The following is a 13,537-nucleotide window of genomic DNA, read 5'->3' as shown; positions in this document are numbered from 1 at the left end:
GGCGCGGCACACTCAACCACCGGCGTCACATCAGCGCAATATCTCGCGCCAATTTCGTAAAACTTCGACAGAGCGTTGTACGCGAGGGACGCGCCCCGGGCACACAACAGCGCGCCGGGCGGCATCGCCCGGCGCGCTGGGACAGAGTGGGGGGACCGGCGCTCAGCGCGGCACCTGCGCGGTCGACCCGCGCACCACGAGTTCGGGTTCGAAGAGCAGCTCGCCCGGGGGCACCACACCACCCTGGATCTGCGCCGACAGCAGCTCGACCGCGGCCCGGCCCATGGCCTCGATGGGCTGGCGCACGGTGGTCAGCGGGGGTTCGGTGCAGTTCATGAACGCGGAGTCGTCGTAGCCGACGACCGAGACGTCACGCGGCACGTCAAGACCGCGCCTGCGGGCGGCCCGCACGGCGCCGAGGGCGAGCGGGTCGCTGGCGCAGATGATGCCGGTGACGCCGCGCTCCAGGAGGCGGGAGGTCGCGGCCTGGCCGCCCTCCAGGGAGAACATCGCGCGCTCGACGCGGTCCTCGGCGAACGGGGCGCCGGCCGTCGCGGCCAGCGCGCGGGCCGCCTCCAGCTTGCGCCGGGAGGGCACGTGGTCCGGCGGCCCGAGCACCAGGCCGATGCGCTCGTGGCCCAGCGAGGCCAGGTGGCGCCAGGCCTGTTCCATCGCCACCGCGTCGTCGCAGGCGACCACCGGGAAGTCGAGGTGCTCGATGGCCGCGTTGATCAGCACCACCGGCACCTTGCGGTCGGCGAGCTGCTGGTAGTGCCCGTGCGGCGCCTCCATCTGCGCGAACAGGCCGCCCGCGAAGACGACTCCGGAGACCTGCTGCTGGAGCAGCAGGTCCACGTAGTCGGCCTCGGAGACCCCGCCCTTGGTCTGCGTGCACAGGACGGGGGTCAGCCCCTGCTGGGCCAGCGCTCCCCCGATGACCTCGGCGAACGCCGGGAAGATCGGGTTCTGCAGCTCGGGCAGGACGAGGCCGACCAGACGGGCCCGCTCGCCGCGCAGCTGCGTCGGGCGCTCGTAGCCGAGCACGTCGAGCGCCGTGAGCACGGCCTGCCGGGTGGTTTCGGAGACACCCGGTTTGCCGTTGAGCACCCGGCTGACCGTGGCCTCGCTGACTCCAACCTTCTTCGCCACCTGAGCAAGTCGTCGCGTCATGAGCGCAAGACTAGCGCAAGCAATGCAAGCCGCTTGCGTTCCCGTGGTGCCGGTTCCGCGAGGCACCGCCGGGCCGGTCCGGACACGGGCGCGGCGGCACGCACGGGAGGCGGCGCACGCCGGACGCCGCCCCGGGACGGCCCCGGGGCGGCTGGTGCCGTGCGCTCGCGCCTACGGGTTGTTGACGATCTTGAAGGTGGAGGTGGTGTTGCGGATGTCCTGGGCGTTGTCGCTCAGCTTCAGATGATTGAAGGTCACCTCCCCCACGGCCGGCCCCTGTCCGGGTTCGGGCAGCTCGTTGGCCCAGATCCCGATGCCGGACTTGGCGTCGAAGGCGTCACCGCTGCGGTGGGCGCCGCTGATGCTGACGTCGGTGAGCACGCTGTCCTTGATCGGGAACAGCGGGGTGCTGCCGTTGTACTTCGTCTGGAACATGATTCCGGAGTACGTCGGATCGGTGATGTCGAGACCGCTGATCCGGATCCCCTGGAACACGTACTCCGCCGAGTACATCCACAGCGCGCCGAAGGCCTGCGCGCCCCAGAAGTGCCCGCCGGAGCGCACCAGCGAGATGTTCTGGAAGTTCGTCGGGTCCGTGCCGAAGCCGAGGGCCGGGATGGAGCCGAACTTCAGGGTGCCGATGGTGAGTCCGGGGTACGTCAGCATGTCGGCCGCGTACAGGTTGCGGAAGGTGTTGGCGGTGCCTCCGTAGACGGCGAATCCGGCGGCCCGCCAGGTCAGCAGGGCGCTGAGGTTCTCGAAGACGTTGCCGGTCTCGTCGGCGTTGGCGATGTCGGTGGCGGGGAACAGCGCGAAGCTGTCGTCGCCGGTGGAGCGGGCCTCCACATTGCTGATGGTGTTGTCGCTGCTGCCGTTGGTGAGGTTGATCCCGTCCGCGTACAGGTCGCGGACCCGGGTGTTCTTGATGGTGACGTGGTCGGTGTTGGTGCCCCAGTACAGGCACATCATGTGCTCGACCCACACATTGTCGATCGTCATGTTCGCGACGTTCGACCAGTTGAAGACCTTGCCGGGGCCGTCGTTGCGCGAGGTGTAGTTGCCGAAGAAGCCGAACCCGGTGAACGAGGAGCCGTTGGCGGAGGCCTGGACGTCGAAGCCGGCGTCGGTGTTCTCCTGGTCGGGCGGGGTGGCGAACCGGGTGAACCAGGGTCCGGCGCCGACCAGCTTCACGGGCTTCCCGTACACCTGGAACTTGTTGCTGGTGCTGTAGGTGCCGGGCGGCAGATAGACGCCGACGAGCTTGCCGGTAGTGTCCATCCGCACCTTGTCCAGCGCGTTCTGCACGTCCTGCTGGGTGGTGCCCGCGGGCACGGCGTAGGCCGCCGGGTCGGGGTTGGGGAGCTGGCTCACCTGTTCCAGATTGATGAAGTCGATGGCGTACGTGGAGGAGTTGGCGGTGTCCTTCTGGAGGCGGATGGTGCTGCCCGCCTTCACGGTGTCGCCGAGCAGCACATTGGCCTCGTCGTAGATGTGGCGCGGGCCTCCGGAGCCCGGCGAATTGTTGGGGCTCGCCTCGGCGCCGTACTGCCACATGTACTTCGAGCTCAGGTCGATGGCCTTGCGGAAGACGCCGTCGACGTAGAGGTCCAGGGTGGCGCTGGTGCCGCCGCCGCCCGGCGCGTCGGGGATGGAGAAGCGCGTCACCAGGCTGTTGGTGTCGGCCCGGGTGGTGAACTGCACATAGTTGCCGGTCGAGTTGAGGGTGACAGCCTTGCGTCCGGACGCCTCGCCCGCGAGGTCGCCGATCGTGCGGTTGGGCCCGACGACCTGGGCGCCGCCGCCCGTCACCCCGTCCTCCGCCTCGTAGGTGTCGTACGGCATGCTCGCGCCGCGCCCCACGAAGAACGCCTGTCGGCTGGTGTTGTTGGCGCGCTTGACCGGCAGTTCGTTGGCGTCGTCGGCGATCACCACCTTCGCCGTGTACCTGCCGTTGGCGGCCGTCCAGGAGCCGAGGCTGGCCGGGGACGCGGTGGCGCCCGCGGCGAGCGCTCCGTTGTAGGCGCCGGTGAGCGTCGTGACCGTGGCGCCCTGGTCGTCGAGCAGGGTGAGCGTGATGCCGTGGGCACCGGCCGCCGAGGCGAGGGTGCCCTGGTTCTTCAGCGTCACCGAGAAGGCGACCGGCTGGCCCGCCGAGGGGGCGCTCGGCGACCAGGTGACCGCGGCGGCGACCAGGTCGGCCGAGGCGACCGGCTTGATCACCAAGGGGCTGCCGGTGAAGCTGTTGTTGGTGTCGTTCTGCTCGATGACGGTGTTGTCCGGATCAACGACCGCGCCCAGCGGATAGGTTCCCGCGTCGTGCGTGCCGATTGAGGCGCTCACCGTCTGCGAGGCCCCGGCCGCCAGCGCGCCGACGTTCGCGGTGGCCGCCTTGGAGCCGCCGAGCTGGAAGGCGACCGTGGTCGCGGGCGCGGCGCTGGTCCCCTTGTTGTGCACGGTCGCCGACAGGGTCACGGCGTCCGACTCGACGGGCGCGGAGGGGGCCGCCGTCAGCGCGGTGACCTCCAGGTCCGGGTTGGGCGACGGCACGCCGACGACCTGGAACTCCGCGACCTGCCCGCCCGTTGCCCCGGTGTTGGAGGTGAAGCGGAGCTGCACGTCGGCCACCCGGGCCTGGACGGGGATGGCGACGGTGTTCCCGCTCGCCGGGTCGAAGGTGTAGTCCTTGGCTGCGGCCAGCGTGGTGTACGCGGACGCGCTCTGCTCGCGTCCGAGCACCGCGATGTTCTGCGTGCGTCTGCCCCAGCCGCTGTCCGGATTGAGCTTGAGGACCACGGTGTTGGTGTCCGCGTTGGCGCCGAGCTGGACGGTCAGCGTGCTCGGGTAGCCTCCGGGCGCGCTCTCCCAATAGGTCGCCGTGTCGTTGTCGTTGGCGTTCGCGGCGACGAAGGTGAAGGTGGAGGAGGACGCCGTGATGGGCTTGCCCACCGCGAGGTTGGAGCCGTCCCCGGTCGAGGTGCCGTTGCGGGTCACGGTGTTGCTGGCGCCGGACTGGTTGCCCGCCGCGTCCTTGGCGCGCACGTAGTAGGAGACGGTCACCGTGGCCGGCCGGCTGTCGGTGTAGCTCGTGACGTCGCCGGCCACGCTCTTGAGCAGCTGGTTGTCGGCGTACACGTCGTAACCGCTGACGCCCGTGTTGTCGGTGGAGGCGGTCCAGGTCAGCTTGATCTGCCCGGCCGCCGGCTCCGTGTACGCCAGGTTCGCGGGCGCGGTCGGCGCCTGGGTGTCGCCCGAACTGCCCTTGCGGGTCACGGTGTTGCTGTTGGCGGACTGGTTGCCCGCCGCGTCCTTGGCCCGCACGTAGTAGGTGACCGTGTCGCTCGCGGGCCGGTTGTCGGTGTACGTGGTGACGGTGCCGGCGACGCTGGTGCGCAGCTCTCCGTCGGCGTAGACGTCGTACCCGGTGACCCCGGTGTTGTCGGTGGCGGCGTCCCAGGTCAGACGGATCTGGCCGGAGGCGGGCTCGGTGTAGGCGAGGTTCTTGGGCGCGGTGGGCGGCTGGGTGTCACCGCTCGACGGTCCGTAGATCTCCAGCTCGGACAGCTGGCCGCCGGGCTGGGCGGTGTTGCCGGAGATGAGCACGCGGACGTAGCGGGTGGTGGCGGCGCCGAGCGCGACGGGCACGGTCAGGCCGTTGGCCGCGGTGAAGGCGTAGCCCTGTGCGGCGGTCAGATCGGTGAAGTCGCTGCCGTTGGCGCTGCCCTGGATCTTGAGGGTCTGGGTGCGGTCGCCCCAGCCGTCCGGCAGCTTGAGGACCACCTTGTCGACCGGCACGGTGGCGCCCAGATCGGCCTGGATCCACTGCGGGAAGGCGTTGTTGGCGCTCTCCCAGTAGCTCGCCTTGCTGCCGTCGTTGGCGTTGGCCGCGGCGTAGGTCTGCGTGGTGCTGGACGCGGTGAGGGTCTTGCCGAGGGCGAGGTTGGTGCCGCTCGCGCCGCCGGCCGCGTGCACTTCGAGGGTGGAGAGCTGGGCCGCCTGCCAGCCGGTGTTCGCCGTGATCTCGATCCGTACGAACCGGACGCGGGCGGCGGCGAAGCCTATCCGCACCGTGTTGCCCGAGCTCTGCGTGAAGCTGTACGCGGCGGAGCCGGCCAGGGTGCTGAAGCCGGTGCCGTCCGTGCTGCCCTGCACGGACAGGGTCTCCTTGCGGTCGCCCCAGGACGCGGGGAGCTTCAGGACGACCTCGTCGACGGAGTTCGTGGTGGCGAGGTCGGTCTGGACCCACTGGGGGAAGGCGCCGCCGGCGCTCTCCCAGTAGGTGGACGGATCGCCGTCCGTCACGTTCTTGGCGACGTAGGACCCGTTGGCGCCGGACGCCGACGCGGGCTTCCCGGCGGCCAGGTCCGGGCCGCCGGCCGCCGAGGCGGAGAGGGCGGGCCATCCGATCATGAACAGGCTGGTGGCGAGGAGCGCGGCGAGCACCCTCGTCCGCGTACGCCATCTCCAACGGAGCGTTCTCATAAGTCCCCGATCTGCGCGACTAGGGTTTCTGCGGGAATGAGCCACGTATTTTGCGCTGGGCGGTGAGAGAGTTGCAGAGATGCGTCCATGCGTCCATCCCTGCGGACGCCCTGCCGCGGCCCGTCCGCGGCCCGCCCGGAGAGCCGGAACACCCGCTTTCTCCGCCGTCATCGCGCATGCTGCGGTTTTATCGGCAGCACGACAGGGGCCCGCAAATTATCCGCAAGCAACGCAAGCGGATTTCGGCCTCCTGGACGGCGCCCCGATGGAGACCCCTCTGTGATCCGAGAGGGATTTCGGGATGCGACCGGGGCCGTCTAACGTGCCTGGGCATGAGCGCCCCACCGACGACCGGCACCACCGCGCGGCGGCGTCGGCTGGGCTGGCCGCGCCGGGTCTTCTCCCAGGTGCTGCTCATGCAGCTGGCCGTCGCGGCGGGCGTCGCCGTGCTCGCGACCGGGCTGTTCCTCGCGCCGCTGAGCGCTCAGCTGGACGACCAGGCCATGCGGCGCGCGCTGGCCATCGCGGCGACCACCGCGGCCGAGCCGCGGCTCACCGACGACCTGCTGACCTCGCGGCCCTCCCCCGACGGGCCGGTGCAGCGGGAGGCCGAACGGATCCGGCGGGCGACCGGCGCCGAGTACGTGGTGGTCATGAACGACCGCGGGGTGCGCTGGTCGCACCCGGACCCGGCGGAGCTGGGCCAGGAGGTGTCCACCGACCCCGGTGACGTGCTCGCGGGCCACGACGTGATGGAGATCGACAGCGGCACCCTGGGCCGCTCCGCCCGGGGCAAGGTGGCGCTGCGCGGGCCCGGCGGCACGGTCGTCGGCGCCGTGTCGGTGGGCATCGAGTACGACAGCGTGCGGGCGCGGCTCCTCAACGCGATCCCCGGTCTGTTCGCGTATGCGGGCGGCGCGCTCGCGGTGGGCGCGCTCGCCGCCTGGCTCATCGCGAGACGCGTCCACCGGCAGACCCGCGACCTGGCCTTCTCCGACATCTCGGCGCTGCTCACGGAGCGCGAGGCGATGCTGCACTCCATTCGCGAGGGCGTGGTGGCGCTCGACGGCGACGGCCGGATCCGGCTGCTCAACGACGAGGCGCAGCGCCTGCTCGACGTCGGGCCCGAGGCGGGCGGCCGGCCCCTGGACGAAGTGCTCGGCGCGGGGCGGACCACCGATGTGCTGGCCGGCCGGGTCGAGGGCACGGACCTGCTGACCGTGCGCGGCCACCGTGTCCTGGTCGCCAACCGGATGCCGACCGAGGACGGAGGCGCCGTGGCCACCTTGCGCGACCGCACCGAGCTGGAGCACCTGGGCCGCGAACTCGACTCCACCCGCGGCCTGATCGACGCCCTGCGCGCCCAGGACCACGAGCACGCCAACCGGTTGCACACCCTGCTCGGCCTGCTCGAACTCGGACTGTACGAAGAGGCCGTCGCATTCATCACGGAGGTCGTCGGGGTGCACCGGGCCACCGCCGAGCAGGTCACCGAGAAGGTCCGGGATCCGCTGCTCGCCGCGGTCCTGGTCGGCAAGGCGACCGTCGCCGCGGAACGCGCGGTGGCCCTGAGCCTGTCGCCCGCGACGTCGCTGCCCGACCGGTTCATCGATCCGCGCGGCCTGGTCACGGTCGTCGGCAACCTCGTCGACAACGCGCTCGACGCGACGGCCGGGACGCCCGGCGCCGCGGTCGAGGTGGAGCTGCGCGCCGAGGGGCGCACCGTGGTCGTACGGGTCCGCGACAACGGGCCGGGCATCCCCGACGACCGGCGCGAGCTGGTCTTCACCGAGGGCTGGACGACGAAGGCACCGCCCGCCCACGGCAGGCGGGGCCTCGGCCTCGCCCTGGTCGGCCGCTTCGCCGAGCGGACGGGCGGCAGCGCCCGCGTCGGCGCGGGCCCGGGCGGAGGCGCGGAGTTCACGGTCGTCCTGCCCGAGGCGCTGAGCGAGGCCCTGGACGGGAGGCCGCCAGTGCGGCCGGAGGGCGCGGCCGGGTGCGCGCCGGAAGCGGCACGGGCAGAGGGGGCGGAGACCTCGTGATCGACGTCCTGGTGGTGGACGACGACCCCCGGGTCGCCGACATCAATGCCGCCTACACCCGCAAGGTGCCCGGATTCCGGGTGGTCGCCCAGGCCCACTCGGCCGCCGAGGCACTCGCCGAGATCGCCGAGCAGCCGGTGGACCTGGTCCTGCTCGACCACCATCTGCCCGACGAGAACGGCCTCGCCTTCGTGCGGGAGCTGCGCCGCCTCGGCCACCACACCGACGTGATCATGGTGACGGCGGCCCGGGACGTCGCCACCGTCCAGGCGGCGATGCGTCAGGGCGCCCTCCAGTACCTGGTGAAGCCCTTCAACTTCGCGGGCCTGCGCACCAAACTGGAGGCGTACGCGGCCCTGCGCCGCACCCTGGACGGGGGCGGCGAGGCCGAACAGGCGGAGGTCGACCGGATCTTCGGCGCCCTGTCCGTGCCCGCCGAACCCGACCTCCCCAAGGGCCACTCCCCCACCACGGCGGACCTGCTGCGCCGGGTCCTGAAGGAGGCCGAGGGGCCGCTCTCGGCACAGGAGATCGCCGAGCGTGCGGGGGTCAGCCGCCAGACGGCCCAGCGCTATCTGAAACTCCTGGAACGGGCCGGCCGGGTGCGCCTCGGCCTGCGCTACGGCGAGACCGGCCGGCCGGAACACCGGTACGCCTGGGTGGCGTCGCCCTGAGCTGCGAGCCGCCGCCTCACCTACACCGCGCCCGCGCCGGTGAGCGCCCGCACCTCGGCCTCCGCGTGCTTGGCCTCGTCCGGCACCTCGTGGGAGGTGACCGTGCCGAACCAGCCCGCGAGGAAGCCCAGCGGGATGGAGACGAGGCCCGGGTTCTGCAGCGGGAAGAACTGGAAGTCCACGCCGGGGAAGAGCGATTCGGGGCTGCCGGAGACCACCGGCGAGACCAGGACCAGGACCAGCGCCGGGACCAGGCCCCCGTACACCGACCACACCGCACCGCGGGTGGTGAAGTTCCGCCAGAACAGCGAGTACAGCAGGACCGGCAGGTTCGCCGACGCGGCCACCGCGAACGCGAGGCCCACCAGGAAGGCCACGTTCAGGTCCCGGGCCAGCAGGCCGAGGGCGATGGCGACCGCCCCGATCCCCACCGAGGCCATCCGCGCCACCGCCACCTCGCTGCGCTGCTTGGCGTGCCTGCGCCGGAGCGAGGCGTACAGATCGTGGGCGACGGACGCCGACGAGGCCAGCGTGATGCCCGCGACCACCGCGAGGATGGTGGCGAAGGCGACGGCGGCGACCACGGCGAAGAGCACCGTGCCGCCGGTGGATCCCGCGCCGCCCCCCAGGTCGTAGGCGAGCAGGGCGACCGCCGTGTTGCCGGCCGGGTTCGAGGCCTTGACCTGGGCCGTGCCGACCAGGGCCGCCGCGCCGAAGCCGAGCACGATCGTCATCAGGTAGAAGCCGCCGATGAGGCCGATGGACCAGACGACCGAACGCCGGGCGGCCCGCGCGGTCGGCACGGTGTAGAAGCGCGACAGGATGTGCGGCAGCCCGGCCGTGCCCAGGACCAGGGCGAGCCCGAGGCTGATGAAGTCGAACCGGGCCGTCCAGTCACCGCCGTACTTGAGGCCGGGTGAGAGGAACTCCCGCCCGTGGCCGCTGTGTTGGGCCGCCGATTCGAGCAGCGCGTTGATGTCGCCGTGGAAGCGCAGCAGCACCAGCACGGTGAGGGTGATCGTGCCGGCCATCAGCAGGACGGCCTTTACGATCTGGATCCAGGTGGTGGCCCGCATGCCGCCGAGCGAGACGTAGACCACCATCAGGGCGCCCACCCCGATGACCGTCCAGTTGCGCGCCGCGCCGCTGGTGCCGCCGAGGAGCAGCGCGACCAGGCTGCCCGCGCCCACCATCTGCGCCACCAGATAGAGAACGGACACGGTGACCGAAGAAGTTCCCGCCGCGATCCGCACCGGACGCTCGTTCATCCGGGCCGCGACGACGTCGGCGAGCGTGAACTTGCCGCAGTTGCGGACGAGTTCGGCCACCAGCAGCAGCACCACGAGCCAGGCGACGAGGAACCCGACCGAGTACAGCATCCCGTCGTAGCCGAACAGGGCGATCAGTCCGGAGATACCGAGGAAGGACGCGGCCGACATGTAGTCGCCCGCGATGGCAAAACCATTTTCCAGGGGTGAGAAGAGCCGACCGCCGGTGTAGAACTCCTCGGCCGAGCCGTGCCGGTTGCGGCTCACCCAGGTGGTGATGGCGAGCGTCGCCGCCACGAACGCGCTGAACAGCAGCAGTGCCAGAGTCTGGTGGTCCCCGCCGGCGATCATCTGTTGGCCCCTTGTGTCGTTCCCTGCCCGTCGTTGCGCCGCGCCGCCCGGCCCTGCTCGACCGCCCGCTCCCGCTGCTGCTCCTGCTCGGGCCGGCCGTCCGGCTCGGGCACGGGGGGCCCGGCCGGTGGAGCGGGGTAGTGCGCTGGTGCGGACTGGCCGGTGGGGTGGAGCGGGGCGGGGTGGCCGGCCCGGACGGCGTGGCCGCCGCGGTCGTCGCGGGCGTTCCGGCCGGGGTGGTCGGTGCGGGCGGTGCGGCCGGCCGGCCCCGGGCGGCGGTTCTGCTCGAACACCACCCAGCGCAGTTCCAGGGCCGCCCGGTCCCGGTGCAGCCGGGCATGGCGTGCGTACGCCCAGGTCAGCAGGAAGGTGGACAGGAACTGGGCCAGCCCCGCGACCATCGCCACGTTCACCGCGCCCGCCACCGGACGGGACATCAGACCGGGGGCGCTCACCGCGGTGACGACATAGGCGAGGTACCAGGCGAAGAACGCCGCGACGGCCGGGACGACGAACCGGCGGTAGCGCCGTCGCACCTCCTGGAACGCCGCGCTGCGCTGCACTTCGAGGTAGATCTCGGCCGGGGTGAGCCGCCGGTCCTCGTCCTCGTCGGCACGCTGTTGTGCGGGCACGGTCGCCGACGCCGGCTCGCCGTCCAGTTCGCCCCAGCCGGAGGCCAGGGCGTCGTACCAGGGGTCGTCGATCCGCGCCGCCGCGGGATCACGCCCCTCCTGCTTCTCCACCGAACAACTCTCCTTGCCCACGGCCCCGTTGGGCCACGTGCCCAAGGATGGGCGGAGGAGACGGGTCCTGGCTGCCCTATCCCCCGTCTTCACCCCATTAGGTGATGAAGCAGGTAATCAAGTAGGTAATGAAGACCGCTCACACCCCGGAGCCGCCGGGCGGCCGGCTCAGCCCGTGCCGATAGGCGTACCGCATGGCCTGGACCCGGTCGCGCACCCCGGTCTTGCCGAAGATGTTGTTGATGTGGGTCTTCACCGTGGCCGTCGAGATGTGCAGGGCGTGCGCGATCTCGGAGTTGGACATCCCGTCGGCGACCAGGGTGAGCACCTCGCCCTCGCGCGCCGTGAGCCCGTCGGGCAGCTCGGCCGGTGCGGCGGGGGCCTGCGGCGCCATGACCCGCTCCAGCAGGCGGCGCTGGACGGAGGGCGCGAGGCCGGCCTGCCCCGCCAGCACGTCCTCTATCGACCGGACGATCTCGTCGCCGCCGGCGTCCTTGGTGAGATAGCCCCGGGCGCCGGCCTTGAGGGCGGGGAAGAGCGAGTCGTCGTCCGCGTACGTCGTCAGGATCACCACCTCCGTGCCGGGGTGTTCGGCGCGGATGCGCCGGGTCGCCTCGACACCGTCGCAGCGCGGCATGCGCAGGTCCATCAGCACGATGTCCGGCGCCAGCCGGGCCGTGAGGGCGAGCGCCTCCTCGCCGTCCCGCGCGGAGCCCACGACCTCGATGCCGGGCAGCAGCCCGAGCAGCATCACGATGCCCTCGCGCACCACGGCCTGGTCGTCGGCCACGACCACCCGGATCGTCCGCCGCGCCGCGCGCGCCCCGGGCGCCTCCCCGCTCATGCGGGCACCCTCAGTCTCACCACGAAGCCCTCCTCCTCCGGCCCGGCCTCCAGGGTGCCGCCGAGCAGTTCGGCGCGCTCCCTCATCCCCAGCAGACCGTAGCCGGAGCCACTGACAGCGAGCTCTCCCGCCCGGCCGCGCCCTCCCGAATCCCGTACTTCCAGGGCCACTTCACCGGCCAGGTACTCCAGCCGGACGGTGACGAGGGCGCCCGGCGCGTGCTTGCGCACGTTCGTCAGGGCTTCCTGCGCCACCCGGCGCACGGCCCCCGACGCCTCGGCCGGCAGCGCCCTGCGCTCCCCCGTCACCTGGACGCGGGCGCCCGGAGCGAGACCGCCCGCCGCTCCCGGGCCGTCGACCAGCGTGTGCAGGAAGTCCTCCACCGGGGTCATTTCGCCGCGCAGCGCGGACAACGCCTGGCGCGTCTCGGCGAGACCCTCGCGGGCCATGCCCCGCGCGGCCACCACCCGCTCCAGGATCGTGTCCCGGAACTCCCCGGGCGGCTCCCGCTCGATCAGCAGCCGGGCCGCCTCCAGGTGCACCAGCTGGGCCGAGAGGCTGTGGGCCAGTACGTCGTGGATCTCGCGGGCGATCCTGGCCCGCTCGCCGAGCGCGGCCGACCGCGCCTCGGCGGCCCGCGCCGCGCGTTCCTGCGCGAGGAGCCGCTGGGCGGCGCCGCGCGCCTCGGCGTCGAGCCGCAGCACGTATCCGGCGAGGCCGAGCCCGGCCACGGTGACCGCGGTGGTCAGCCAGTTGTCGTTGGTGACCAGCACGTACGCGGCCAGCGCCACGGCGGTGCACGGCACCGCGACGCCGAGCGGCAACCGCTCCAGGGCCGTCACCGCGCAGCCGCACCACAGGACGAGCGCGAGCACCGGCCAGCCGCAGGCCCGGGCCCCGGCCGCGGCCGCCATGAGCAGCAGGAGCGAGCCGAGCGAGGGCCACAGGCGGTGGTCGTAGGTGAAGCGGTAGAACGCGCGGCCCACCACGAGGCAGCCGAGCACGAGCGCCACTCCGCCCACCCAGGCCCACTCGCCCGGCCCCCGCTTCGCGGCGAACGTGGACCAGAGCAGCGAAGCGAGCACCACCGCCCGGATGCCCCGGGCGAGATTGCGCCGGGCGCGGCTGACGCCCTCGCGGGAGAGCGCTTCCCGCGAGGGCCAGCCGAGCCAGGTCTCCACGGTCACACGCGGTCCTTCCACATCCGCGGCGCGGAACCCGCCGCCGCGACACCGTACGGCGCGAACCCGGGGTGGGCCCGCCACATCAGGATGGCGCCGCGGACGAGCAGGGAGGCGGCGAGCGCGAGCAGGATCGCTCCGGTGCCCATGTGGATCCCGGCCACGGCGCCGAGGGCGGCGAGCCCGACCCGCAGGGCGACGCCGAGCACCCAGACCCCGGCGGTCGCCCGGGTGCCGCGCGACCAGACGGTGCCGTCGGCCTCGGTCCACGTCTTCGACGTCCAGGCCCAGCCGACGCCCATGAGCACGCCGGTCAGCAGCTCGGTGCCGAGCAGCACGGCCGAGGCGACCTGGTGGTGCGGGTCGAGGAGCCCGCCGTCCTTGACGGCGAAGAACACGAGCACCGCGGGCACGAGCCACCACTTGCGGTCCGAGCCGCCCACCTGCTGCGGCTTGAACTGGCGGACCACGATCAGCGCCACCACCGCGACGGCCACCAGCACGTTGAAGAGCGTGGACATCGAATCCTCCGGAACGACGAGAGACGAAGCGGACGAGGAGCCGGGGGCCGGCCGCTCGCTACGTCTACGAAGTTACGGAAAACACCTGGTCAAGGGCATCGGGCCAGGGGTGGACCCCGGGTGGATGTTTCGTCTCCACCCCGGGGTGGAGACGAGGGGCGCCGGGGGGGGGGCGGGGGGGCGCCCCCGGGGGGCCGGGGCGGGGGGCGGGGGGGGGGGGGGGGCGGGGGGGGGGGGGGGGGGGGGGTGTGGTTTAAAAAAAGT

8 protein-coding genes and 1 pseudogene are annotated in these 13,537 nt (G+C 72.3%); 2 read left to right on the top strand and 7 right to left on the bottom strand.

Annotated elements, in window-relative coordinates:
- Positions 1 to 162 precede the first annotated feature (162 nt).
- Entirely contained in the window at positions 163 to 1,170 is a 1,008-nt protein-coding gene (locus tag ACGF3I_RS10690) for a LacI family DNA-binding transcriptional regulator (RefSeq protein WP_393130290.1), read from the bottom strand.
- A gap of 171 nt (positions 1,171 to 1,341) precedes the next feature.
- Positions 1,342 to 5,649 carry a discoidin domain-containing protein gene (locus tag ACGF3I_RS10685; RefSeq protein ID WP_393130288.1) on the bottom strand — a complete coding sequence of 1,436 codons (4,308 nt, stop codon included), beginning with the start codon at positions 5,647 to 5,649 and terminating at the stop codon, positions 1,342 to 1,344.
- A gap of 332 nt (positions 5,650 to 5,981) precedes the next feature.
- On the opposite strand from ACGF3I_RS10685, the gene ACGF3I_RS10680 reads away from it, so the two are divergent.
- The gene (locus tag ACGF3I_RS10680) at positions 5,982 to 7,691 is read left to right on the top strand and encodes an ATP-binding protein (protein WP_393130287.1); all 1,710 of its coding nucleotides are present in this window, start codon (positions 5,982 to 5,984) and stop codon (positions 7,689 to 7,691) included.
- Positions 7,688 to 8,365 (top strand): response regulator, encoded by a 678-nt coding sequence (locus ACGF3I_RS10675; protein ID WP_393130286.1) that lies wholly within the window; start codon positions 7,688 to 7,690, stop codon positions 8,363 to 8,365. The genes ACGF3I_RS10680 and ACGF3I_RS10675 overlap by 4 nt, the downstream gene beginning before the upstream one ends.
- Before the next feature lie 20 nt (positions 8,366 to 8,385).
- Here ACGF3I_RS10675 and ACGF3I_RS10670 read toward each other — a convergent pair whose 3' ends face one another.
- From ACGF3I_RS10670 to ACGF3I_RS10650, 5 genes and pseudogenes are all read right to left on the bottom strand, one after another.
- The gene (locus ACGF3I_RS10670) at positions 8,386 to 9,984 is read right to left on the bottom strand and encodes a cation acetate symporter (RefSeq protein WP_393130285.1); all 1,599 of its coding nucleotides are present in this window, start codon (positions 9,982 to 9,984) and stop codon (positions 8,386 to 8,388) included.
- Positions 9,985 to 10,259: 275 nt separating this feature from the next.
- A pseudogene (locus tag ACGF3I_RS10665) lies at positions 10,260 to 10,727 on the bottom strand (DUF485 domain-containing protein); the annotation flags it as partial.
- 139 nt (positions 10,728 to 10,866) lie between these two features.
- Entirely contained in the window at positions 10,867 to 11,571 is a 705-nt protein-coding gene (locus tag ACGF3I_RS10660) for a response regulator (RefSeq protein WP_393130284.1), read from the bottom strand.
- Complete coding sequence (locus tag ACGF3I_RS10655; RefSeq protein ID WP_393130283.1) at positions 11,568 to 12,758, bottom strand: sensor histidine kinase; 1,191 nt, start codon at positions 12,756 to 12,758, stop codon at positions 11,568 to 11,570. The genes ACGF3I_RS10660 and ACGF3I_RS10655 overlap by 4 nt, the downstream gene beginning before the upstream one ends.
- A complete protein-coding gene (locus ACGF3I_RS10650; RefSeq protein ID WP_393130282.1) occupies positions 12,755 to 13,273 on the bottom strand; it encodes a DUF1453 domain-containing protein in 519 nt (172 codons plus the stop codon). The genes ACGF3I_RS10655 and ACGF3I_RS10650 overlap by 4 nt, the downstream gene beginning before the upstream one ends.
- Between the last annotated feature and the right edge of the window lie 264 nt (positions 13,274 to 13,537).

It is taken from the genome of Streptomyces sp. NPDC048111, assembly GCF_043202815.1.
GTDB lineage: Bacteria > Actinomycetota > Actinomycetes > Streptomycetales > Streptomycetaceae > Streptomyces.
Note: the sequence above shows the minus strand (reverse complement) of the source record. Positions and strands in the feature narration are given on the sequence as shown.